This is a genomic window from Rhodococcus sp. 008, assembly GCF_001682295.1.
In the GTDB taxonomy this organism is placed as follows: domain Bacteria; phylum Actinomycetota; class Actinomycetes; order Mycobacteriales; family Mycobacteriaceae; genus Rhodococcus_F; species Rhodococcus_F qingshengii.
Genome location: NZ_CP012749.1, coordinates 2,304,633 through 2,327,459 on the forward strand (window position 1 = coordinate 2,304,633; position 22,827 = coordinate 2,327,459).

Below are 22,827 nucleotides of genomic sequence, written 5' to 3' on the forward strand. Positions count from 1 at the left end.
CGCGGCCACGAAATCACAGGGGAGTCCTCAAACATGTTTCGAGACAGCGTTCTTGCCGGTCCGGTCCTGCGTCGAGGTGTGACGGCACTGGCAGTTGCGGCCGCAGCCACCATGTTTGTCGGTACTGCAGCGACGGCGGAGCCGGCAGCAGTTGTCGGTGAGGTGTCCGCGGACCCCATCGCGGCAGCCCGTGCGCAGGCCATCGGAACGACGGTCACCGTCGTGGGAACCGCGACTACGCCGTCCGGAGTGTTCGAATCCAGCTTCTACGACAAGGGCTTTGGTCTCCAGAGCGGCAATTCGGGCATCTACATCAGCGATCCGAACAACTCCGGGATTGCTCTCGGCGATCAGGTTCAGGTCACCGGAGTCCTCGCGGATCAGGAAGGCCTGCTCGTCGTCCGCCCGACTGCCGTCGAGGTAATCGGCACGACCTCCCAGATCAGCCCGGCGCGACTGCCCCTCAATGCGATCGGTGAGGGTAGCGAAGGTCGTCTCGTGACGGTGTCCGGAATCGTGAGCGGACCCGTCGTCGACGATCTGCCGTACGGTCACAAGATCCTGGTCTCGGGCGCCGAGGGAAACACCGTCATCTTCGTCAACACCCAGACGGGAATCGACGTCGATGCCGTCGCCGTCGGACGCCCGATCACCGTCACCGGTTTCAGTGGCCAGTACGCCAGCACCTACGAGGTTCTTCCCCGCTCGGAAGCCGATGTGCAGCAGGGTTTCACGGGCAGCCTGAGCTTCGGCAGCTGACCTAGATCTCGAACCGAGCTCCGACGCGCATCGACCCGGGAGACAACCGGCTGATCGTGCGTCCGAGCTTGGCTTCGACGGTCACGGGTACGACGGCCTTGTTCGTGCGAACCGCTTTCACGATGGCACTGGCGACTCGATCAGGAGTGAAGTTCCGCTTGCGGTAGAAGTTGTCGACCTTGGTCTGGTTCTCGAGCTGCTCCTCGGCGGTCGTCCCGGCGAACTCGGTGGTCTTGAGGATGTTCGTGTGAACGAGGCCGGGACAGATGGTGCTGACGCCGATGCCGTGTGGAAGCAGCTCTGCCCGTAGGCAATCCGAGAGCATGAATACCGCTGCTTTGCTTGTCGAATACGCGGTGAGGGCCTTCTGGGGTGTGTACGCGGCGGCCGAGGACAGGTTGACGACGTGCCCTCCTGTTCCCCGGTCGATCATCATCGGGGTGAATGCCCGGCAGCCGTAGACAACTCCCCAGAAGTTGATGTCCATGACGCGCTCGAACTGGCGCTGCTCGGTGTCGGCGAACGTTCCCGAGAACCCGATTCCGGCGTTGTTGACGACGATGTCCGGTACGCCGTGATGTGCCGCGACGGTCTCCGCGAACCGAATCACGGCCTGTTCGTCGGACACGTCCACCTGATAGGCGTGGGCACCGCCACCGAACACTGCTTCGGCGCCGCCGGCTTGCGAAGGGATGTTTACAAGTGCCGCAGTGTCCTGCGCGCTTTCGAGATTGATGTCGGAGACTACGACGATAGCTCCCTGGGCGGCGAAGGCGAGGGCCGTTTCACGCCCGATGCCGCTGCCCGCACCGGTGATCACCACCAGCGTGCCGGTGAGATCGCGCAGTCGACGCTGCAACTTCGTTCCGCGTCGCCAGCCGGTGACGTCCTTGAGTAGCCCCATTGGTTGCCCTTTTTGTGTGTACGTTTGTGGCGTGTGTCTCTAGCTGACTTCCCCTCTGCGAAAGGTATCCGATGAGCGAGCTTCGTGTAGTTGCAACCATCCCGGCCAAGTCCGGTTCCGAGGACGACGTCCGATCGGCTCTGACAACTCTCGCGGAGGCGAGTCGGTCCGAGGACGGCTGTGTGTCGTACGAGTTGTTCGAGTCAGCGGCTGCGCCCGGCACGTTCGTCACGATCGAAACTTGGCGCGGGCAGGAGGAGTTGGACGCTCACATGCAGTCCCCGCATCTGCAGGCCGCGCTGGCCGCTGCCGGACCACTTCTCGACGGCGCTCCGGCGATTCATCCGTTGAAAGGCGCCTGAATCAGAATGAATTCCTGACCTTCGCTAAGGGTCTGACCTGCGAATGTCGCTCGAAACTGACGAATCGTCGCGCTTCATTCCACTGAGCGGGACCTGCGACTAATACCTGTGCCTTAAGTCACAAACTGTCTCGACAATGCTTCACATCACAGTTTCTGACCTGGAGGTTTTGAATGAGTCGCAGTTCTCGGCGCGGTCACCGCAAGGTTGCCGCCGTCGCGCTGGCAGTCTCCGCCGGCCTGTTCGTCTCGTCGTGCGCTGACAGCGGGAACGGGGGTGGGAGCGGCGACGCACCGGACTCCGGTTCGGGATTGTCCATCGGCCCGGTCAACGAGCAGTCCGGCGAGGGCGATCCGGTCAAGGGCGGCACCCTCACGTTCAGCGGGTACTCCGCCGTCACCAATCTCGATCCGGCGAAGACTCAGATCGCCGGTTCGGTCGCCGGTTCGGAGTTGGGCGCGATCTACGACACGCTCCTGCGGTACGACCCGGCGTCCAAGGAATTCGTTCCGAAGCTCGCAGAGTCGATGGAGCCGAGTTCCGACTTCAAGACGTGGACCCTCGAACTGCGTGACGGTGTGAAGTTCAGCGACGGGACGCCGGTGGATTCGGCGGCCGTCTCGGCGAGCCTCAATCGCTACGTCACCAACAAGGGACCGCAGTCGAGTCTGTACGCGTCGAAGGTCGCGTCGGTAGACACTCCGGATCCGTCGACGGTCGTCTTCAATCTCGTCGACCCGTGGACCGGTATCGAGTCACTGCTCTCGACGGGCCCCGGCATGATCGTCGCGCCGAGCGCCCAGCAAGGTGATCAGTTCACCCCGATCGGCGCGGGTGCCTTCACCCTCGAGAAGTTCGCTCCCAACGAGGAATTGATCCTCGACGCTCGGGAGGACTACTTCGACGGTGCCCCGAACGTGGACAAGCTGCGGTTGATCAGCATCGTCGGTTCGCAGTCCACCACCGAATCGCTCAAGAGCGGCGGCACGGACGTCGCATACATGCGTTCGCTACCGAACGTGCTGGATCTGATCGACTCCGGCTACCCGGGCTTCGTCGACATTCCGTCGCTGTCGTACCTGTCGCTGGTGAACACGGCACCCGGTCGTCCCGGTGCCGACGTGCGCATCCGTCAGGCATTGGCGCTCGCAACCGATCCCGTCGCACTCGACAACCGACTCAACGAGGGCAAGGGTCTGCCCGGACAGGTCATCTTCCAGGACACCTCCCGCTGGCATAACGACGTCGCTCCGATCGGCGTCGACACCGCCAAGGCGAAGCAGCTTCTCGACGAGGCCAAGGCTGACGGTTACGACGGCAAGATCACATACCTTACGCTGCAGGAGAATTCGGCGCAGGCGATGGCTCTCGCACTGCAGTCGATGGCCAACGCCGTCGGTTTCGATTTCCAGATCGAGTACGTCAACTCGGTTGCCGACGTCGTCAAGCGTTTGTACGCCGACCGCGACTTCGACATGGCAACAGGTTCCGCCAGCCTCGCGGAAGCCGATCCTTTCGAGCGTCTGTACTCCAATCTCAAGTCGGGTGGACGGAACAACGCCACGAGCTTCTCCGACCCCGAGATGGATTCGCTGCTCGATCAATTGGGTGTCGCGACGTCGACCGACTCGAAGATCGAGGTGCTCGCCAAGATCCAGGAGCGCGCCAACGAGGTTGTGCCGTGGCAGGTTTACGGCAACACCCCGTGGCTCGGTGTGTGGGGACAGAACGTCCACGGCATTCAGCAGAGCCTGGACGGAATCATGTTCTTCGACAAGGCCTGGAAGAACTGAAGGCTTCTGAAGAACTGACTGGACCCGAGAAGCGTCCCTGCGGGGACGCTTCTCGGCATCAGAGAGTGCGATCGATCAAGAAGTGAGATCGAGGGCGGCGCGGACGATGCTGTCGGAGTCGAGGCCGTGGTACCGGTAGACGTCCTCGAGCGAACCGACCTGACCGAACCGGCTCACTCCGAGCGCAGCACCCGGAACGTTGTTGATTCCAGTCAGGAACGCGAGGGTGTGCGGGTGCCCGTCGAGAACGGTGACCATCGGCGCGGACCGGCTGCTCGGAAAGACCTGATCCAGGATCCACGACGGACCGTCCGCGAGACCGCGCCGAGACTGGAGTGCTTCGAAGAGCAAGCCGGGGCTGGTCACGCACACGACGTCGGCGGAAATACCTTGCTCGCCCAGTCTTTCGGCTGCGACCAGTGTTTCGGTGACGGTGGCACCCATGCCGACCAGGGTGACGGCCGGATCAGGGTTGTGCCGCAGTGTGTATGCCCCGGCCACCACCTGACGTCGACGGCGTTCTCGCGCAGCCGGATCGGTCGGTACCGCGGCCAGGGCCTGATCGACCGGACGGGTCGACAGGCGCAGATACGACGAGCTGCCGTCCGGGCGACCGAGGCGTCCGATGCTGTCGAGGAGCGTCCACTCCACGTCGACGGCGAATGCCGGTTCGAAACTGGTGCAACCCGGCTGTTCCAGTCCGATGGACGGGGTCTTGATCGACTGGTGCGCACCACCTTCGGCGGCCAAGGTGACGCCCGACGGAGTGCCGACCATGATCGACTGCCCTCCGGCGTAGATGCCGTACGACCACGGTTCGAGAGCCCGCTCGATGAAGGGGTCGTACATCACCCCGATGGGGAAGAGTGGCTGGCCCCAACGACTCCAGGTCGCACCGAGTTCGCCCATCAGTCCGACCAGGTTGGTCTCGGCGATACCGAGTTCCATGTGCTGACCGGTGGGCTTCTCACGCCAGTGCATGATCGTTTCGGCGTCGTCGGCAAACCAGTTGTGCCGCTCGTCGGGGGACCACACGCCGACCTTGTTCAGCCAGCCTGCGAGGTTGGTAGTGGAACTGACGTCCGGGCTCAGTGTGACAACACGTTTCGCGGCGTCCGGCGCTTCGCGGCTGAGGTCGAGTAGTACCCGGCCGAGAGCTGCCTGAGTGGTGGACGTGCCGGAGGGCGTACGGCCGATGTCTTTCGGAACTGCCGGGGGCACCAGATGCTCCACCTTCGGGCGAGCCAGGCGCCCAGCGGTTTCGGCGCAGATGCGGCCGGACGGGCTGTCGGTCTCGAACCGTTCCCAGGGATTCGACGGATCCATGCCGAGTTCCGCCGCCAGAATCTCGTACTGCTCGGTGGTGAGTAGCGACGAGTGGTTCTGCGGATGACCCTGCGTCGGCAGACCCCGACCCTTGATCGTGTACGCGATGATCACGGTGGGACGGGTGTCGTCGATCTGTGCGTACGCCTCTCGCAGAGCGTCGAGGTCGTGGCCACCGAGATTGCGGATGGCTTCGAGCACCGTGGCGTCGTCGAGGTCGTCGATCAGCGCCGTGATCGCGTCGGCGTCCGCCGCGTCGCCGGGCAGTCTCAGACGTACCTCGTCGGCCGTGCATCGCAGCAGACGCTGATACTCCGGATTCGGCATGTCCAGGATTCGTTCGCGCAACGCGGTGCCGCCCGGCCGGGTGAACAGTGATTCCAGCAGCGCACCGAACTTCACGGTGATGACCTGCCAACCGGCACCCGAGAACATGCGCTCCAGGCGGGTTGCCGCGATGTTCGGCACCACCCGGTCGAGTGATTGGCGGTTGAGGTCGACTATCCACACGATCTCACCCAGTTCGGCAACCGAATGATCGAGAACTGCTTCCCACACAGCGCCCTCGTCGAGTTCGGCGTCACCGACCAGGGAGTACTGACGCCCGGTTCCGGCGCCGCCGAGGGAGGCGTCGACGTATCGGCGAGCGATGGCGCCCCAGATGGGAGCCGTCGCGCCGATGCCCACCGAACCGGTCGAATAATCCACCGGATCAGGATCTTTCGATCGACTCGGGTAGCTCTGCAGGCCCCCGAATTCGCGCAGAGTCGTCAGGTAGGACTCGTCGAGTTCACCGAGCAGATAATTGATGCCGTGGAGCACCGGCGCCGCATGCGGCTTGACGGAAACCCGGTCGCCGGAACGAAGTTGGCCGAACCACAGGGACGTCATGATCGAGACCATCGACGCGCACGAGGCCTGATGGCCGCCGACCTTGAGCCCACTGGGATTCGGACGGACACGGTTGGCGTGATGGATCATCGCGGTCGACAACCACAGAACGCGCTTCTCGATCTCCGCCAGTGACTCGGGAGCGTTCTGGTCGATGTTGGGGCTGTTCACGGCCGGTCCTGCCTTCAGTAGTGGACATCGATCACCGCACCGCCTGTACCCCAGATCGTGGGGCCGACGATGTGGTTGTGATGTTTGGCAGGACTTCCTGAGGCCGAACCGTTCGGTGCGGCAAAGTCCAGCCGCACCTGTCGATCTGTTGTGCAGATTCTGCGTCAAAGTCCATCATCGGCATACAGATTGGGCAATAGCTACCCGGTGGATTGAGCAATGTGCGCAACACCGAGGGCTGTGCGCCGTGACAGGTGGGCACTATGCGCAGTGCACCGCCAGTCGCGCGCGGTCAGTCCATCAGATCGTGGACGTAGCACCAGCGCCAGGATTCGCCGGGCTCGTGTGAGCGCATGACCGGGTGCCCGGTTTCGCGGTAGTGGTTGGTGGCGTGCTGATGAGGGCTGGAATCGCAGCATCCGACGTGGCCGCAGGACAGGCACATGCGCAGGTGAGACCAGTTATCCTCGCCCAACTCGGCGCACTCCTGGCAGACGCCGGGCGTCAGCGCCGCCGGGTCCGTTTCGGGCGCGTTGGTTAGTTCCTCGCAACCGGTGGGAGCGGGTGCGGGCTGCTGTGTGCGAGCTGCTGCTCGCTTCAGGATTTTCTTCATCGCCTTCCATACTGCATGCTGCCAGGGTGAACGGCATATTACTGGGGGTTGTAGTAGCGGCGTTGCTGGTGGCGGCGGTCGCGCGAAGGTTCGGGCTGTCTTCGCCGCTGATCCTCGTCCTGGTCGGTTTGATCGCCTGTCAGATACCGGGTGTTCCGGAATTGGAACTCGATCCCGACCTCGTCCTGTTCGTCGTGTTGCCTCCACTTCTGTACTCGGCAGCACTGGACAGTTCATACCTGGCTTTGCGCTCGAATCTGCGTCCGATCGGATTTCTCGCGGTGGGGCTTCCCCTGGCGACGACGGCTGCGGTGGGCTTTGTCGCCTACCTGATCGTGCCGGAGTTCTCGATAGCGGCTGCTCTGGTTCTCGGCGCGATCGTGGCGCCGCCGGACGCGGTGTCCGCGAGCGCAATCGGACGCAAGCTCGGCCTGCCGCGCCGGATCATGACCCTGCTGGGCGGGGAGAGCCTGCTCAACGACGCCACCGCTCTGACGGCGTACAAGGTCGCTCTCGCGGCTGCCGTCGGTACGGGTGCGACGCTGATCGGCGGCTTCGAGACCTTCCTCGTCGCGGCGGTCGGTGGAACGGTGATCGGCCTCGCGGTGGGGTTCGTCATCTCGAAGGTTCGCGGCAAGCTCCAGGATCCGGTGATGGAGAGCGGAATCGGATTGGTGGTGCCGTTCTTCACCTACCTGGCTGCGGAAGAGGTCCACGCGTCGGGCGTCATCGCGGTCGTCGTAGCCGGATTGTTCCTCGGCCAGCGCTCCACCCGTGCGAGTTATGCGACGCGTTTGCAGGACACGGCAGTGTGGAGGGCCGTCGACCTGATCCTGGAGTCGTTCGTCTTCCTGTTGATCGGTCTCCAATTGCCCAGTGTCGTCAACGGATTGCAGGGGTACAGCACTTCGATCGTCGTCTGGGCGTCGGTTGCCGTTCTCGTGACCGTCGTGGTGGTCCGAATCGCCTGGGTGTTCCCGTTCACGTACGTACCGCGCTGGCTGTCGCCGCGTATTCGAGCGAGGGAGCCGGAGATTTCGGCGCGGGCGGTGTTCGTCGTGTCGTGGGCCGGTATGCGAGGGGTCGTGTCGCTGGCAGCTGCCTTCGCCATTCCGCTGACGGTCAACAGTGGGGAGGACTTCCCGGGGCGGTCGCTGATCCTCTTCCTGACGTTTGTCGTCGTGGTCGGCACGCTGTTGCTGCACGGCCTGACGTTGCCGTGGGTGATCCGTGTCCTCGGCGTGCAGGGGGACGAAGAGCAGTCCGACGCCCGCGCCGAGGCGGCAGCCCAGGACAAGGCTGCACGGGCCGCTGCGGCGCGGCTGGACGAATTGGTCGGAGCCGACGCCGACGACGTCCCTCAGGTCCGCAATCGTGCCGCGGACATCTTGCGAAGCTGGAACACCCACCGCGCGAACTCGGCGTGGGAGCGACTGGGACGCAGCGACGAGGATCTGGGGGAGAGCCCGTCGAACGCCTTCCGCTCGCTGCGCCTCGAGATGATCGATGCCGAGCGAGGCGTCTTCATCGCCGAACGCGATGCCGGCCGGATCGACGACGAGGTCCTCCGGAAGGTACTTCGCGAGCTCGATCTCGAGGAAGCGACGCTCGACCGGGACTAGACCGGCTGGTCTGCTGTCCACGAAGGTAACCGCTGGCCAGGGTCGGTTTACCTGACTGTTGAGGCCTGCAACTTAACCGATTCCACTGAGCGAGACTCGATCCAATTTTCTGTGCCTCCCATCACAGACTGTTTCGTGTTCAACATCACGTCACGGTCTCACCCCGCCTTGGAGGCATTCGAATGAGTCGTAGTTCCCGCCGCGGAAGTCGCAGATTGGCTGCGGCTGCGCTGGCGATCACCGCAAGTATGTTCCTGGCGTCGTGCGCCGACAACGGCTCGAGCAATGGCGGCGGCGAATCCGCTGATTCCGGTTCCTCGCTGAAGATCGGCATGGTCAACGAGCAGGCCGATCCCGGCACTCCCACCAAGGGCGGCACGCTGACGTTCAGCGGTTACTCGGCGGTCACGACTCTCGATCCCGCGAAGGCTCAGGTTGCCGGCGCCACCGGTGGCAGCGAGCTCAGCGCCATCTACGACGTGCTCATGCGTTACGACCCCATCGGGCAGAAGTTCGAGCCCAAGCTCGCTCAGTCGCTCGAAGCGAGTTCGGACAGCAAGACCTGGACGCTGAAGCTCCGCGACGGTGTGAAGTTCAGCGATGGCACAGCTCTCGACTCGAAGGCCGTCGCCGACAGCATCAACCGCTACGTCACCAACAAGGGACCTCAGTCGAGCCTGTGGGCTTCCAAGGTTGCCTCGATCGACACCCCAGACGCGACGACCGTAGTCTTCAACCTCGTTGATCCGTGGACAGGCATCCAGTCGATGCTCGCCACCGGACCCGGCATGATCGTCGCCCCGAGCGCCCAGCAGGGTGACCAGTTCACCCCGATCGGCGCCGGCGCCTTCACCCTCGAGAAGTTCGCTCCCAACGAGGAACTGCTGTTGGCTGCTCGCCCCGACTACTACGACGGCGCACCGAACATCGACAAGCTCAAGCTGATCAGCATCGTCGGCGCTCAGCCCACCGCCGAAGCACTCAAGACGGGCGGCATCGACGCCGCGTACATGCGTACGCTCACCCCGATCCTGGATCTGATCGAGTCGGGTTACCCCGGCTTCGTCGACATCCCGTCGCTCGGTTACATCGCCAACGTGAACATGGCCCCGGGCCGCCCGGGCTCGGATGTCCGTGTCCGCCAGGCGATGGCGCTGGCCGTCGATCCGGAGACGCTCAACACCCGCGTCAACAACGGCAAGGGACTGCCCGGCCAGGAAATCTTCCAGGACACCTCGCGCTGGCACAACGACGTCGCACCGATCGGCGTCGATCCCGCCAAGGCGAAGGAACTGCTCGATCAGGCCAAGGCCGACGGCTACGACGGAAAGATCACCTTCCTCTCCATCCAGGAACCGTCCGCACAGGCAACGGCTCTGGCCATCCAGGCGATGCTCAACGCAGTCGGCTTCGACGCTCAGATCGAATACGTCACCGGCGCAGGTGATCTGGTCAAGCGGATGTACGCCGATCACGACTACGACATGAGCACCGCAGCACTGAGCCTCGCCGAGGCCGATCCCTACGAGCGTCTGTACACGGGCATCAAGTCCGGTGGCCGTAACAACGCGACCGGCTACTCCGACGCCGAAATGGATGCTCTTCTGGACAAGTTGGGCGTCGCAACCACCGACGAGGACAAGAAGGCAGTCCTGGCCCAGATCCAGGAACGCGCCAACGAGACCGTCCCGTGGCAGGTGTGGGGCAACGTCGCCGCACTCGACGTGTGGAACCAGAACGTTCACGGACTCGAGCAGAGCCTCGACGGAATCGTGCTCTTCGACGGAGCTTGGAAGTCCTAGAGAGCCTGAAGTTCACAGCCGGCCCCGCGCCCGTACTGCAGCGGATCGGGGCCGGCTGCGAACGAAGAAATGAAATCAGAGGAACTGCTGTGTATTGCGAGCTCGCTGTCCGAAGGAGACGAAATCGATGAACATCGGCGCAATAGGTAAGAAATTGGGCCAGCTCGTCATTGTGATCCTGATCGTCAGCTTCGGAACCTTCGTGCTGGCATCACTGATCCCCGGCGATCCCGCTGTCTCCGTTCTCGGTGAAGGCCGAACGCCTGCCGAGTACGAGGAAGTTCGGCAGCAGCTCGGACTCAACGATCCACTCCTGGTTCGCTATTGGGACTGGCTGACCAGCGCTCTCCAGGGCGACCTCGGCAACTCGCTCGTTCCCCCGCAGCAGGACGTCCTCACCGCGATCAGTTCCGCTCTCCCCGTCAGCGTTCAGTTGGCAGTGATGGGTCTGGTCATCGCACTCGTCGTCGCAGTTCCGCTCGCACTCTGGTCGGCGCACCACGAAGGCGGCGTCATCGACCGCGTCATCAGCGCCGCGACGTTCGGTGTTCTTTCCGTCCCGAGCTTCCTCGCCGGTCTGTTGCTGATCATGGTCACCGTCAACTGGCTCGGCTGGTTCCCGCGATCACAGTGGGTGCGCATCGGCGACAGCCTGTCCGGAAACCTTTCACACGCAATACTTCCCGCGATCACCATCAGCCTCCTCGAGATGGCGATGTTCACTCGCGTTCTCCGATCCGACCTGGTGACGACGCTCCGTGAGGATTACATCCTCGCGTCGAAGGCCAAGGGAATGCCCACGCTGCGAGTGCTTTTCAGCGACGCGCTTCGCCCGTCGTCGTTCTCGCTCATCACGATGATGGGTCTGGCTCTCGGCGGCATGATCGGCAGCACCGTGATCGTCGAGACGCTGTTCTCACTGCCCGGAATGGGCACGCTCATCGTCCGCGCAGCGCAGCAGGGTGATTCGCCGATGCTGCTGGGCGCGGTGGTCGTGATCGCGGTCATCTACGTCCTCGTCAACAGTGCGATCGATGTTCTGTACACCTATCTTGACCCGAGGAGTCGTCGTGTCCATGTCTGAAGTGACGCCAGACGGAGCGGCCCCGTCGCCGGCCCCGTCCGAGGTGATGACATACCGGCAGCAGACAGTCCTGCTGGCTCCCGGTCCCGTCGAGACGCTGGAACAGCCCAAGAATCTGGTCCTGATCGGATCGATTCTCACAGTGGTCGGCGTTGCGCTGCTCGGCACCGCACTCTTCGGTTCAGCGATCATGATGACCGTCCGCATCGTGCTCGCGCTCGTTGCCCTGGTTTTCCTCTTCAAGGGTCTCGGCAAACTCGGTACGTCCAAGTGGGGCAGTCAGTTCGATCTCTCGTACTGGTTGGCGTGCATCTGGCTGGTCGCGCTGATCCTGGCCGCGATCTTCGCGCCGCTGCTGCCGCTCGGTGAGTACAAGGACACGGTCAAGACCTTGGCCGAGCCGGGCTTCGCATCGCCGAGCCTGCTCTCCGATCATCCGTTGGGTACCAACAACTTCGGTCTCGACCTGCTTGCCCGCGCCCTGTTCGGTGCTCGCGCCTCCTTGACTGTCGCCATCTGCGCCGTGCTGATCGGCATGATCATCGGCGGCACCATCGGCGTCATGGCCGGCTATTTCCGTGGCAAGGTCGACGCCGTGGTCGGAATCCTGACCAACTCGCTGCTGGCCATTCCTTCTCTGGTGCTGCTCATCGCACTGGCCGCGGTGCTCACGTCGAACCTGCGCAACATCACCCTCGCACTGTCGATTCTCTGCATTCCCAGCATGGTTCGAATCGCCAGGGCAAACACCATCGTCGTCGCCCAACGGGAGTTCGTGCTTGCCGCGAGAGCCATGGGCGCCACCAAATGGCGCGTCATCTGGCGCGAGCTGGTTCCCAACGTCCTCGTTCCCGTCGCCGCGCTCGGACTGGTGGCCGTCTCCGGCCTGATCGTCGCGGAAGCATCACTGAGCTTCCTCGGACTCGGTATCGCACAACCTGATCCGACCTGGGGCAACATGATTGCGGAAGGTCAGGGCGGGATCGTGGAGAAGCATCCGTTCATCGTCCTGGTACCAGGCGTCTTCCTCTTCCTGACGGTGTTCTCCTTCAACCTCATCGGCGAGAAGTATCGGAGTAAGCTGTGACCACTTCAGCTCAGAACGGCGTTCCGCTGCTGCAGGCGGACAACATCAGAACCGTATTCGCCACTCCCCGTGGCCAGTTGCGAGCAGTCGACGGTGTCTCGATCCACGTCTCCGCCGGCGAAACTCTCGGCATCGTGGGTGAATCCGGTTCCGGCAAGTCGGTTCTCGGGCGCACCATCATGGGACTGCTCCAGAAGGGTCCGGCTCTCGACATCAGCGGGACGGTGACGTTTGCCGGCCGCGACATGTCGACGATGAAGAAGTCGGAGATGAAGCACTTCTGGGGACCCGAGATCGCCATGGTCTTCCAGGATCCGATGACCTCGCTCAATCCGTTCAAGCGCATCGGTACCCACATCACCGAATCCTTGAAGTTCCACCTGGGTCTGAAGAAGGACGCGGCCCGCGATCGCGCAGCGGAACTCCTGTCGATGGTGGGTATCCCCGAGCCCAAGCGTCGGCTCGATCAGTACCCCCACGAACTTTCGGGAGGTATGCGACAGCGTGTGGTCATCGCGATGGCGCTGGCCTGCGAGCCGAAACTGCTGATCGCCGACGAGCCGACCACCGCTCTCGACGTGACGGTGCAGAAGCAGATTCTCGATCTGCTCGCCTCACTGAATGACAAGCTCAACATGGCCGTCATTCTGATCAGCCACGACCTCGGTGTGGTCTCGGGCCGATCCGATCGTGTCGCCGTCATGTACGCCGGTTCCGTCGTGGAAACGTCGGCGACCGAAGAGTTGTTCACTCGTCCTCGCCACCCGTACACCGAAGCGCTGATGGCCGCGATTCCGCGACTCGAATCACCGACGCACACAGTGCTGCAAACAATTCCGGGTGGGCTCCCGGACATGACGAAGCCGATCACCGGTTGCCGCTTCGCGGCTCGCTGCCGGTACGCCCAGGACGACTGCCTGACCGGCGACCCGGCCCTGGCTCCCGGCGGACCGGGGGACAACACAACCGAAAGCCACACGTTCGCGTGCCACTACCCGGTCGACACCCCCGAAGGCACAACGGCATTGGTCGCCAACGAGAAGGCCGGCACTACCGCAGCGGGCCTGACGCTCGCGGTGAAGGAGATGGTCTGATGACTGCAGCAACCGATACCAGGAAGCCCGAGACGGTGGACGCGGCCCTGACGGTCGAGGACTTGGTCGTCGAATTCAACGTCGGCAAGGGCCAGACCGTTCACGCCGTGTCCGGAATCAGCTTCACCGTCGCGCCGGGCGAAACCTTGGGCGTGGTCGGTGAATCCGGCTGTGGCAAGTCCACGGCGGGCCGGGCGATCATGCAGTTGCCCTCACCGACGTCGGGCTCGATCCGCCTCGGAGAGACGGAAATGACGGCACTGGGCGCGGAAGAATTGCGTCGCAGCCGCACTCAGTTGCAGATGATCTTTCAGGATCCCATCTCCTCCCTGAATCCCCGTCGCAAGGTCAAGGCTCTCATCACCGAGGGTCCGTCGATCTGGGGTGGAAAAGACAAGGCCGCCATCGAAGCTCGGGCGCGCGAGGTTCTTGCCGAGGTCGGGCTGGACCCGGACATGGTGTGGGATCGAACCCCACGCGAACTCTCGGGTGGTCAGTGCCAGCGCGTGTGCATCGCCCGCGCATTGATGCTCGACCCCAAGGTCCTGATCTGTGACGAGCCGGTCTCGAGCCTCGACGTCTCCGTGCAGGCGCAGATTCTGAACCTGCTCGAGGACGCGAAGAAGCGTCACGGGCTGTCGCTGCTGTTCATTGCGCACAACATGGCCGTCGTGAAGAACATCAGTGACCGCGTGATGATCATGTACTTGGGCCGCGTCTGCGAAATCGTTCCCGCAGAAGACATGCAGAACCGCGCGCTGCACCCGTACACGCAGCTACTGCTGGCGTCGATTCCCGATCCCGACGCCACCGTCACTGCGGCGCAGAACGTCGAGCAGAAGGTCATCGAACTGCCCTCGCCGCTCAATCCGCCCAGTGGCTGCCGCTTCCGCACGCGGTGCCCGCTGGCTACTGATCTCTGCGCCGAGGAAGTTCCCGAGCTGCGTCTCGTCGAGGGCGGCCATCAGGTGGCGTGCCACAACGTGTGACTACACGCGAAGCATGTTGCGTACGTGACCGGTTTCGTTGATCGACCCGACCCTGCGGCTTCCGTTTCGCGACACGAGAATGCGCGTGACGGACACGTACTCGATCGGGAAGGTCAACGGGCGCTCCAGTCCGAGCAGTTCCTGCAGAACGATGTTGACGACGCCGCCGTGGCAGAAGATCGCCACGGTGGCGTCGTTGTCCGTTGCCGCGACTATCTCGTCGATCGCACCGAGGACTCGCGCACGAAAGGCGTCGCCGTCCACCGACTCGGGGAGCCAGCCGGCTTTGATTCGCGCATAGGTTTCCGGCGCCCGCTCCAGGACCTCGTGCATCGGGATGTAGTGCGGCTGCTCGTAGTCGTATTCCGCCAGACCCTCGCGCTGGGTGACCGGAAGGCCCAATATCTGCGCTACCGGGGCTGCGGTCTCGAGTGCGCGCTTCTGCGGGCTGCTGAAGAGTCCGGTGATCCGGTACGGCGCCAGTGCTGCGGGCAGCCGTAGTGCCTGGGCACGACCTTCGTCGGTCAGCGAGGGATCTGCGCGGCCTTCGGTGACCTCGGCCAGTTCGGGGAGCGCGTGTCGGATCAGGAGTAGTTGCACCTACGTCACCTTGCCATGTAGAGATCGAACGCCACCACGAGGTTTCGGCCGTCGCGTTTTGCCTGGTACATCGCGTTGTCGGCGATATCGAGCAGAGTCTCCATGCCCGGCATCGCGCGATCGGCCCAGGCGACGCCGATACTGACCGTTCCCGCGAAACCGCGAATGGATCGCGCGTGGGCCTCTTGCGCCTCTCTGATGCGCTCCGCGAGGTGGATGGCTTCCTCGAAGGTGCAGTCGGCGGCGGCGACGGCAAATTCTTCACCACCCAGTCGGCCGGAGAGTCCCAGCCCTTCGGTAGCGGCGAGGAGGGTGTTTCCGAACTGTTCGAGGACCGAATCGCCGGTGAGGTGGCCGAGGTTGTCGTTGATCGATTTGAAGTGGTCGAGATCGAGCATCATGACGGCGATCGGTCGTTGTGCCGCGTGCTGGGCGTCGAGGAGTTCCTGCGATTGGGTCCAGAACGCGTGGCGACTCAGCGTTCCGGTGAGGGCGTCGCATTCGGCGATGCGTTGGAGTTCTCGCTCAGCGCGCCGCTGTGCGCCAGTGGCGACGGCTACGGCGATGGGGGAGAGTGCCATCAAGATGACGGAGATCCGGGTGGTCACCCCCTCACTGAGTAGGTGCACCGGATCTGCCAGTGCCAGACGTCCCTTACCCGCCATGACCAGTGCCCACGCGCTCCATCCGGCTGCCAGGAGTGAAGTGCTGAACAGTGAGACACGCATTGCGCACCACAGGAGCGCCGGCATCGGCAGCAGCAGCGCAAGGGCTCCCTGAACCTCCAGGGCGAGTGGCAGACAGGCCAGGAGAGCGGCCAGAGGCGCCAGGATCTGTGCGAGCCGCCTCAAGCGCAGACTCTGCCGCACGGACGGCCCGCAGGTTCTTCGAATGTGTTCGAGCGTCGGTGCCGACAGAACGATCGGCAGCACGATCAGATACGTACACAGGTCGGCGAAGAACCACCCCACCAATTCCGTTGCCGCACCGCTTCCTTCGTGGAGTTGAGTGCGTAGTGCGCTGGCGGACCCGGCCGTGAACGACGCCAGAACCGAGATGAGGAAGATTCTGGCCGTGTACTTCGTCTCGGAGATTCGCCGCGGAAAGCAGCCGAGCAAGTTCGCGGCGATCAATCCTGTCGTGACGCCGACCAGATTGATCGCATTCAGTTCGAAGGCCCTCTGCACGGGGCTTCCGGTCGCAAGATCCGCCGTCAGCAGCGCTGCGCCGCCGACAGCGAGTCCGATCGGCGCAAACGAGCGCGGGTTACGGAGGAGAATGCCCAGAAGGATCGCGTTGGCGGGCCAGAAGGTCGACAGAAAACCGGGCGGACGGGCGGCGATGCCCGCCAGGGCGACAACGAGGATCGCCACGAAAATCAGGCACGAGCGCACCCGACGTGTCGAACGGTCCATGGTCAGCCTGTCGTAGAAAGCAGAAGCTGTCCGAGACTAGCAATGATCCGGCTACTGTCCGAGTTGTAACTTTAAGTGTCATCCCCGACGGTTCGGCTGCGTGAGGCGCCGAATCAAGTTCGCCAACTCCTCGGGCTGATCGATCATCGCGTGGTGATGCGCCGGGCGCAGGACGTGAAAACTCCCGCCGAGGTAGGTGGCGAGTTTCTGCTGCTTTGCCATCCAGGCGATGGACCAGGGAGTGGTGTGGCCAGTGTGTGCGGCGACGACGCTGAGGTCGATGTCGGGCAGTGGATGCTTGCTCGAGCGTCGTAAAGCGGTGAGCTCCAGCGCCATATCGGTGTACGCGACGTATTCGATCATCGCCGCTTCCAGATAATGAGGCTCGCGGTAGATCTTCCGGACCCATTCGAGAGTGGCTTCGGACGACCCGCTCGGCGGCACGGACTGGTTGAGGATCTTGCGCGTCGTCGTGCCGAGGAGTCGTTGGAGCCCGGTGGTGCTGAACGAGGCCGCGGCGGCTCGGGAGGCGATCAGCAGCAGGTCGCGGGGGAAAAGACGTTTCGGTTCTTTCTCGGCACTGGAATCGAGGAGCAGCATCCCCGCCGCCCGATCGGGGAACAGGCGCGCGAAGCCTTCGACGTAGAAGCCGGCGATGGAGTGGCCGACCACCACGGCCGGACCACTCAGTCCCAGAATGTCGAGCACGTCGCGGATCCGCTCAGCTTCGCCGCGGACGGTCGGAACTTCGGAAGTAGGCTCGCTGAGCCCGAAGCCCGGGCGATCGAAGCGGACGACGGTGTGGTCCGACTGAAGATGACGCGCGCAGTCATCCCAGTCGAACCAATTGCCCGCCAGCCCACCGCACAGGACGACGACGGGGCCGTCGCCCTCGGCAAGAACATGCAGTCGGCTCTCGCCGACCTGCAAGATCTCGCCCGGTGGTTTCACGTGGAACAATTCCGGCACGCGAGAATCCGGACTACTGACGCGGTTTCGCGAGGGGGAAGGCCAGCGTCTCGCGGATGCTGCCACCCGTGATCAGCATGACGATTCGGTCGACGCCCATCCCGAGACCACCCGTCGGCGGCATCGCGTGTTCGAGGGCTTGGAGGAAGTCTTCGTCCAATTCCATCGCTTCCGGGTCGCCGCCGGCCGCGAGCATCGACTGCTCGGTGAGCCGGTTGCGCTGATCCACAGGGTCGGTCAGCTCGCTGTATGCGGTTCCGAGTTCGACGCCCCACGCCACCAGGTCCCACTTCTCGGCGACGCCGGGGATGCTGCGGTGCGGCCGGGTGAGCGGCGACATCGAGGTGGGGAAGTTGGTGTAGAACGTCGGGAACTCCGTGTAGTCCTCGACCAGATGCTCGTACATTTCCTGCGCGATGGCGCCGGTATCCCAGCTGGACTGGTACGGGATCTCGTTGGCGTCGCACAACTTCTGCAGGTCTTCGAGACTTGTCTCGGGGGAGACGTCGACACCAAGTTTTTCGGCGACGGCGCCGTGCATCGTCTTCACCGGCCACTCACCGGAGATGTCGACCTCGACCAGTTCGCCGTCCGGGCCGGGACGCATGATGATCTCGCGACCGAATGCTGCGACGGCCGCCGCCTGGATCAGCTCGCGGCACATCCGCATCATGCCCTCGTAGTCGCTGTGGGCTTCGTAGGCCTCGAGGATCGTGAACTCGGGATTGTGTTTGAAGTCGACGCCCTCGTTGCGGAACACGCGGCCGATCTCGAACACCTTCTCCATACCGGCGACGCACAACCGCTTCAGGTACAGCTCGGGTGCGATGCGGAGATAGAGGTCGAGGTTGTACGCGTTGATGTGTGTCAGGAACGGAGCGGCATTCGCGCCGCCGTGCACCTGCTGCAGAATCGGGGTCTCGACTTCGAGGTATCCGCGACCACCGAGTGAATCGCGCAGCGACTTCACGACGGCGCTTCTAGCCTCGAGAAGTTCGCGGGCCTTCGGGTTGAGGGCTATGTCGAGGTACCGCTGGCGGACGCGGGTCTCGGGATCCGAGAGGCCCTTCCACTTGTCCGGCAGCGGGTGCAGGCACTTGCCGTTCATGCGCCACTCGACGGCGATGAGTGACAGTTCGCCCTTGCGGCTGCGCCCGATGGTTCCGCTGACTTCGATCAGGTCACCGAGATCGAACTCGGCAGCGAACTCCGCCAGCTTCTCGCGGCCGACGTTGTCCTGGTCGACCAGGACCTGAATGTCGCCGGACCAGTCGCGCACGTCCGTGAACACCACTCCGCCGTAGTCGCGGACCCGCAGGAGGCGTCCCGCGATTCGCACGCGGGTGCCCTCCGGTGACTTCGCTGCGGCGGCAATCGTGTGGGTCGGCGGATAGGCGACGGGGTAGGCGGCGATCCCTTCCTCGGCCAGTTGCGCGAGCTTGTTCATGCGCACGCGGACCTGCTCGGGTCGACGCGGACCGTTGGTCGTGAACGTCGGCGCCGAGTCCGGCGGGCTGCCGTCGGCATGCAGTCCTTCGGATGTCACCAGAGCTGCCGGCACCGCCGCATGCGTGCCGGTGTGCTTGACGACCTGGCTGGACTTGCGCCCGAAACTGGGCAGCACCACAAAGCCTTCGGCGATGGCCGACGCGAATCCGACGCGCGGCAGTTCGCGGTTGTCCTCGAAGCAGAGGAAGCGCGGCGCCCAATCCGGCTGGTATTTCACGTTCGAGCGGTACAGCGCTTCGAGCTGCCACCAGCGGGAGAAGAAGACGAGCACCGAGCGCCAGATGCGGAGGATCGGGCCGGCTCCGATGCGCGAACCTTCCTCGAACACCGAGCGGAACACGGCGAAGTTGAGCGAAACTCGCACGACGCCGATCTCGTCCGAACGTGTGGCCAACTCCGAGACCATCAATTCGACGACACCGTTGGGCGCCGTCGGCTTACGGCGCATCAGGTCGAGCGAAACACCGTTCGGTCCCCACGGCACGAGCGAGAGCATGCCGACGACGCTTTCGTCCTCGGTGCCTTCACCCATGACGGCTTCGACGAGGAGGCAGTCGCCGTCGAGGTGATCGCCCAGTCGGCCGAGCGCCATGGAGAAGCCGCGCTCGGTGTCGGTGTCGCGCCAGTCGTCGGCGCGGATGATGACGGCCGCCATGTCCTCGGGCGGGATGTCGCGATGGCGTCGCATCCGCACGGTGACGCCGTGACGCCTCACGCGGGTGACCGCCTGGCGCACCGGGCGCATGTCGCGTCCGTTGAGATTGAACTCGCGGGTGCGCAGGATCGCTTCGTCGCCGAGCTGCAGGACGCTCAGGCCCGCCTTCTTGTATGCCGTCGCCCCGGTTTCGCTGGCGCCCATGACGGCCGTCGCCCAGCCGTACTGCGACGCGAGCCCCTGCCACGCTTCGATGGCGTGCGGCCACGCTTCGGGATCACCGATGGGATCACCACTGGCGAGGCAGACGCCGATCTCGACGCGGTACGTGATCGCGGCCTTGCCGCTCGGCGCGAAGATGACCGCCTTGTCGCGGCGGGTGGCGAAGTAAGCGAGAGAGTCGTCGGCACCGAAGTTCTGGATCAACCCGCGGATCGCGGACTCGTCGTTTCCGGTGAGGGCGTTGTTGGAGCGTTGCGCGCGGAAGAGCGTCATGACGGCTGCGAGTAGCGCGATGGCACCGAGGAGACCGAGGACCGTGTTGACGAAGACGCGCGGGTGGCCGTCGAACACCTCGTTGTCGACCGAAGCTGCCGCGGTGACGCGGTTCAGGGCCCAGAGGAATCGCTGGTTCTGCGGTAGGTCACCTGGGAAGAGTTCGACAAGGCCCCAACCGATCACGGTCGCGACAGCCATGCCGCCGATCAGCACGCCGAGTGCTTTCCAGCCGGCGCCGCGCCGTACGCGTGTGTAGAACTCGGGCCTCGCCGCGATGAGGATTCCGATCACGACAAGCAAAACGACAACGGCCACGGCGTTGTTCGGGTTCTTGTCGACGATCGCGGAGGCGATGTTGGTGAGGGTGATCAGTGACAGGTAGATCGTCAGCAGCCACCAGGCGATGCGCTTGCGGCTCGCGAGGGCGGCGGCGAGCAGGGCGACGACGAGCGCCCACGACAGGCTCGTATCCGGTGCGTCGAAGTAGTAGCTGTCGATGTATTCGCGTGGGACGCGGAGGATGTGCCGCAGTACCGGCGAGATGCTCCACAGGAACACCAGTACGGAGAAGACTCCGAGGATCAGTCCCGAGATATGGGGAACCTGGCTGAACCGCCCTTTGCGGAATCGACGCGCCTGGCGCGGATTTTCGGGTGGCGATTCCACCAACTCTGCAGTGGTGTCCGATACCTCGGTCAATGGTGCCATCGAGCTTCCTCTCCTACCGGTCGATCAGATCCTCACGCTAAGTGTGGTCTGTCGTGTCCAGTTTTGTGGGAGGAGGAAGATGATTGACATGACCGACAACATTCCAGCAGTACCCATCCGCGACGAAATGATTCGGCTCGGTCAGTTTCTCAAGCTCGCGAACCTCATCGAATCGGGCGCGGAGGCCAAGGAAGTGATCGCCGACGGCATGGTTTCGGTCAACGGTGAGGTCGAAGATCGTCGGGGCCGCCAGCTTCGTGACGGCGATGTCGTCGAGATCGGCGGGATGGCCGCCAAAGTGGAAGCCCCCGCCTGATCCCGCGACTTCTGACTAGCTCTCGCGAACGACGACGCCGTCCTGGTCGCTGTAGACGATCTCGCCGGGGTTGAAGGTGACTCCGCCGATTTCGATCGGCACGTTCTTCTCGCCCGAACCGGTTTGAGTGCTCTTGCGCGGGTTGGTGCCCAAAGCCTTGACGCCGATGTCGAGGGTGCGCAGGATCGCGGAGTCGCGGACGGCTCCGTTGACGATGACACCGGCCCAACCGTTGTCGACGCCGCGGCCGGCAATGATGTCGCCGACCAGCGCGGTGTGGATGCTCGCGTCACCGTCGACGACGAGGACTCCGCCGTTGCCGGGTTCGCTGAGGGTCTGCTTCACGAGCAGGTTGTCCTGGAAGCACTTGATGGTGGTGATGGGGCCGGCAAAGACTTCACGTCCACCGAATTGGGTGAACTGCGTGTCGCAGCTACGGATGTCGGGTCCGATCTCGTCGGCAAGGTCAGCGGTCGCTACAGGCTCGGTCATGCCCCACAGGATAGTCGGCGGGGCTCGGGCCTAGTGGGCCTCGGGGAGGGTTCTCAGGCGAGTACGCCTGACGTGGGGGACGTCTGCGAGTTACGCGACGGCCTGATCGAAAACCTTTCAGCACCACGCGCCATCCGGTAAACATCGACGGTGGACACTTCGCGTTGGTACCGATCATTCGCGGAAGTGGAGGCTCGAGGGAACTCCGCGATCTACGAGGAATGGGGCACCGGCGTATCGGAGGATCCAGCAGTCCTCGCTCTGATAGATCGGCTTCCAGAACCCCGCAGGCAACCCAACCTGATATTCGGGGCGTGCCGTCACCTCGGTGCCCCGGTCGCGCCGTATGCGTTGTTTCGCCGGTGGCTGAGCGACAACTGGTCCGAGGTGGAACAACTCGCGCAGACCAGGACTACACAGACGAATGAAGCTGGCCGCTCTGCCGTGTTGCTTCCCGTCCTCGGGTTGTTGAAGGGCCCGCTCTCCCTCATCGAAGTCGGTGCTTCGGCGGGCCTGTGCCTTTACCCTGACCGCTACAGCTTTCTCTACGACGGCACAAAGTATCTGCATCCAGTCGATGGTCCGTCCACCGTTCTGCTGGAGTGTGCGACGACTGGCAGTCCGCCGATTCCGGAGAGAGTCCCAGACGTGGTGTACCGGGCGGGCATCGACCTGAACCCACTCGATGTAGGCGACACCGACGACATGAGATGGTTGGAGAGTCTTGTGTGGCCGGAACAGGACCACCGCCGGCGGCGATTGCGCGACGCAGCGGCACTCGCTCGTGTGGATCCGCCTCATCTGGTTCGCGGAGATCTCACGTCGGCTGTTGCCGATCTCGTCGAACGTGCGCCACGGGAAACAACGATCGTGGTCTTTCACAGTGCGGTACTCAACTATCTGATCCCGACTGCCAGAGATGAATTCGCAGAAGCTGTTCACGCTTTGCCATGTCGCTGGATAGCGAACGAAGGTCTCGGGGTTTTGCCCGAAGTCGATGACAAGTTGACGGCATCACCAGAGGTGCGCCGTGGGAAGTTTGTTGTTTCTCTTGACGGCACACCTCACGGGCTGGCCGGTGGACATGGGCAGTTCCTCGACTGGATAGACCAAACCTGCACGGCATCAGATTGATTGATTCGGGGTCCGATCTTCGCAGAGGGCTTGA

General features: G+C 63.6%; 19 protein-coding genes. 11 read left to right on the forward strand and 8 right to left on the reverse strand.

The annotated features are described in order from the left end of the window. The first annotated feature begins 33 nt into the window (after positions 1 to 33). Positions 34 to 759 carry a hypothetical protein gene (locus AOT96_RS10805; RefSeq protein WP_065351724.1) on the forward strand — a complete coding sequence of 242 codons (726 nt, stop codon included), beginning with the start codon at positions 34 to 36 and terminating at the stop codon, positions 757 to 759. 1 nt (position 760) lies between these two features. Here AOT96_RS10805 and AOT96_RS10810 read toward each other — a convergent pair whose 3' ends face one another. After that, complete coding sequence (locus AOT96_RS10810) at positions 761 to 1,663, reverse strand: SDR family NAD(P)-dependent oxidoreductase (RefSeq protein WP_003943614.1); 903 nt, start codon at positions 1,661 to 1,663, stop codon at positions 761 to 763. A 71-nt stretch (positions 1,664 to 1,734) separates the two neighbouring features. Here AOT96_RS10810 and AOT96_RS10815 point away from each other — a divergent pair, with 71 nt between their 5' ends. Next, on the forward strand, positions 1,735 to 2,025 hold the full coding sequence (locus AOT96_RS10815; protein WP_003943546.1) for a putative quinol monooxygenase: 291 nt from the start codon (positions 1,735 to 1,737) through the stop codon (positions 2,023 to 2,025). A 173-nt stretch (positions 2,026 to 2,198) separates the two neighbouring features. Further along, the gene (locus tag AOT96_RS10820) at positions 2,199 to 3,818 is read left to right on the forward strand and encodes an ABC transporter substrate-binding protein (RefSeq protein WP_065351725.1); all 1,620 of its coding nucleotides are present in this window, start codon (positions 2,199 to 2,201) and stop codon (positions 3,816 to 3,818) included. Positions 3,819 to 3,893: 75 nt separating this feature from the next. Here AOT96_RS10820 and AOT96_RS10825 read toward each other — a convergent pair whose 3' ends face one another. Together AOT96_RS10825 and AOT96_RS10830 are read right to left on the reverse strand one after the other, a co-directional pair. After that, the gene (locus tag AOT96_RS10825) at positions 3,894 to 6,206 is read right to left on the reverse strand and encodes a transketolase-like TK C-terminal-containing protein (protein WP_065351726.1); all 2,313 of its coding nucleotides are present in this window, start codon (positions 6,204 to 6,206) and stop codon (positions 3,894 to 3,896) included. A 292-nt stretch (positions 6,207 to 6,498) separates the two neighbouring features. Then, entirely contained in the window at positions 6,499 to 6,819 is a 321-nt protein-coding gene (locus AOT96_RS10830) for a UBP-type zinc finger domain-containing protein (RefSeq protein ID WP_003943615.1), read from the reverse strand. Positions 6,820 to 6,845: 26 nt separating this feature from the next. Between AOT96_RS10830 and AOT96_RS10835 the strand changes: the two genes are divergently transcribed. The 6 genes from AOT96_RS10835 (at position 6,846) to AOT96_RS10860 (ending at position 14,497) form a co-directional block, all read left to right on the forward strand. Further along, a complete protein-coding gene (locus AOT96_RS10835; protein WP_030536674.1) occupies positions 6,846 to 8,441 on the forward strand; it encodes a Na+/H+ antiporter in 1,596 nt (531 codons plus the stop codon). A gap of 182 nt (positions 8,442 to 8,623) precedes the next feature. Further along, positions 8,624 to 10,243 (forward strand): ABC transporter substrate-binding protein, encoded by a 1,620-nt coding sequence (locus AOT96_RS10840; RefSeq protein ID WP_003943605.1) that lies wholly within the window; start codon positions 8,624 to 8,626, stop codon positions 10,241 to 10,243. Positions 10,244 to 10,370: 127 nt separating this feature from the next. Beyond that, positions 10,371 to 11,327 carry an ABC transporter permease gene (locus AOT96_RS10845; protein ID WP_003943571.1) on the forward strand — a complete coding sequence of 319 codons (957 nt, stop codon included), beginning with the start codon at positions 10,371 to 10,373 and terminating at the stop codon, positions 11,325 to 11,327. Next, positions 11,320 to 12,414: an ABC transporter permease gene (locus AOT96_RS10850; protein WP_007735813.1), complete on the forward strand. Its 1,095-nt coding sequence runs from the start codon at positions 11,320 to 11,322 to the stop codon at positions 12,412 to 12,414. Before AOT96_RS10845 ends, AOT96_RS10850 begins: the two co-directional genes overlap by 8 nt. After that, positions 12,411 to 13,508, forward strand: a complete 1,098-nt coding sequence (locus AOT96_RS10855; protein WP_003943600.1) for an ABC transporter ATP-binding protein — start codon at positions 12,411 to 12,413, stop codon at positions 13,506 to 13,508. The genes AOT96_RS10850 and AOT96_RS10855 overlap by 4 nt, the downstream gene beginning before the upstream one ends. Next, positions 13,508 to 14,497 carry an ABC transporter ATP-binding protein gene (locus AOT96_RS10860; RefSeq protein ID WP_003943592.1) on the forward strand — a complete coding sequence of 330 codons (990 nt, stop codon included), beginning with the start codon at positions 13,508 to 13,510 and terminating at the stop codon, positions 14,495 to 14,497. Before AOT96_RS10855 ends, AOT96_RS10860 begins: the two co-directional genes overlap by 1 nt. On the opposite strand, the gene AOT96_RS10865 is transcribed toward AOT96_RS10860, so the two are convergent. The 4 genes from AOT96_RS10865 to lysX all read right to left on the reverse strand — a co-directional run bounded on the left by AOT96_RS10865 (position 14,498) and on the right by lysX (position 20,851). After that, positions 14,498 to 15,097, reverse strand: a complete 600-nt coding sequence (locus AOT96_RS10865; protein WP_003943544.1) for a histidine phosphatase family protein — start codon at positions 15,095 to 15,097, stop codon at positions 14,498 to 14,500. Between the two features lie 5 nt (positions 15,098 to 15,102). Then, positions 15,103 to 16,512 carry a GGDEF domain-containing protein gene (locus AOT96_RS10870; RefSeq protein ID WP_054188716.1) on the reverse strand — a complete coding sequence of 470 codons (1,410 nt, stop codon included), beginning with the start codon at positions 16,510 to 16,512 and terminating at the stop codon, positions 15,103 to 15,105. Between the two features lie 78 nt (positions 16,513 to 16,590). Next, complete coding sequence (locus tag AOT96_RS10875; protein ID WP_003943576.1) at positions 16,591 to 17,481, reverse strand: alpha/beta fold hydrolase; 891 nt, start codon at positions 17,479 to 17,481, stop codon at positions 16,591 to 16,593. Positions 17,482 to 17,494: 13 nt separating this feature from the next. Continuing rightward, on the reverse strand, positions 17,495 to 20,851 hold the full coding sequence (lysX, locus tag AOT96_RS10880) for a bifunctional lysylphosphatidylglycerol synthetase/lysine--tRNA ligase LysX (protein ID WP_065351727.1): 3,357 nt from the start codon (positions 20,849 to 20,851) through the stop codon (positions 17,495 to 17,497). Positions 20,852 to 20,939: 88 nt separating this feature from the next. Here lysX and AOT96_RS10885 point away from each other — a divergent pair, with 88 nt between their 5' ends. Beyond that, positions 20,940 to 21,167 (forward strand): RNA-binding S4 domain-containing protein, encoded by a 228-nt coding sequence (locus AOT96_RS10885; protein ID WP_003943569.1) that lies wholly within the window; start codon positions 20,940 to 20,942, stop codon positions 21,165 to 21,167. 15 nt (positions 21,168 to 21,182) lie between these two features. Here the strand turns inward: AOT96_RS10885 and rraA are convergent, their stop codons facing one another. Then, positions 21,183 to 21,659: a ribonuclease E activity regulator RraA gene (rraA, locus tag AOT96_RS10890; protein WP_003943552.1), complete on the reverse strand. Its 477-nt coding sequence runs from the start codon at positions 21,657 to 21,659 to the stop codon at positions 21,183 to 21,185. Between the two features lie 150 nt (positions 21,660 to 21,809). Here rraA and AOT96_RS10895 point away from each other — a divergent pair, with 150 nt between their 5' ends. Next, a complete protein-coding gene (locus AOT96_RS10895) occupies positions 21,810 to 22,793 on the forward strand; it encodes a DUF2332 domain-containing protein (protein WP_065351728.1) in 984 nt (327 codons plus the stop codon). Positions 22,794 to 22,827: the final 34 nt, after the last annotated feature.

Excerpts from the sequence above, each read along its gene's own strand:
- AOT96_RS10820 (WP_065351725.1), top strand. The coding sequence starts at position 2,199 with ATGAGTCGCAGTTCTCGGCGCGGTCACCGCAAGGTTGCCGCCGTCGCG.
- AOT96_RS10845 (WP_003943571.1), top strand. The coding sequence starts at position 10,371 with ATGAACATCGGCGCAATAGGTAAGAAATTGGGCCAGCTCGTCATTGTG.
- AOT96_RS10860 (WP_003943592.1), top strand. The coding sequence starts at position 13,508 with ATGACTGCAGCAACCGATACCAGGAAGCCCGAGACGGTGGACGCGGCC.
- AOT96_RS10850 (WP_007735813.1), top strand. The coding sequence starts at position 11,320 with ATGTCTGAAGTGACGCCAGACGGAGCGGCCCCGTCGCCGGCCCCGTCC.
- AOT96_RS10815 (WP_003943546.1), top strand. The coding sequence starts at position 1,735 with ATGAGCGAGCTTCGTGTAGTTGCAACCATCCCGGCCAAGTCCGGTTCC.
- lysX (WP_065351727.1), bottom strand. The coding sequence starts at position 20,851 with ATGGCACCATTGACCGAGGTATCGGACACCACTGCAGAGTTGGTGGAA.
- AOT96_RS10805 (WP_065351724.1), top strand. The coding sequence starts at position 34 with ATGTTTCGAGACAGCGTTCTTGCCGGTCCGGTCCTGCGTCGAGGTGTG.
- AOT96_RS10810 (WP_003943614.1), bottom strand. The coding sequence starts at position 1,663 with ATGGGGCTACTCAAGGACGTCACCGGCTGGCGACGCGGAACGAAGTTG.
- AOT96_RS10870 (WP_054188716.1), bottom strand. The coding sequence starts at position 16,512 with ATGGACCGTTCGACACGTCGGGTGCGCTCGTGCCTGATTTTCGTGGCG.
- AOT96_RS10830 (WP_003943615.1), bottom strand. The coding sequence starts at position 6,819 with ATGAAGAAAATCCTGAAGCGAGCAGCAGCTCGCACACAGCAGCCCGCA.
- AOT96_RS10840 (WP_003943605.1), top strand. The coding sequence starts at position 8,624 with ATGAGTCGTAGTTCCCGCCGCGGAAGTCGCAGATTGGCTGCGGCTGCG.
- rraA (WP_003943552.1), bottom strand. The coding sequence starts at position 21,659 with ATGACCGAGCCTGTAGCGACCGCTGACCTTGCCGACGAGATCGGACCC.
- AOT96_RS10885 (WP_003943569.1), top strand. The coding sequence starts at position 20,940 with ATGACCGACAACATTCCAGCAGTACCCATCCGCGACGAAATGATTCGG.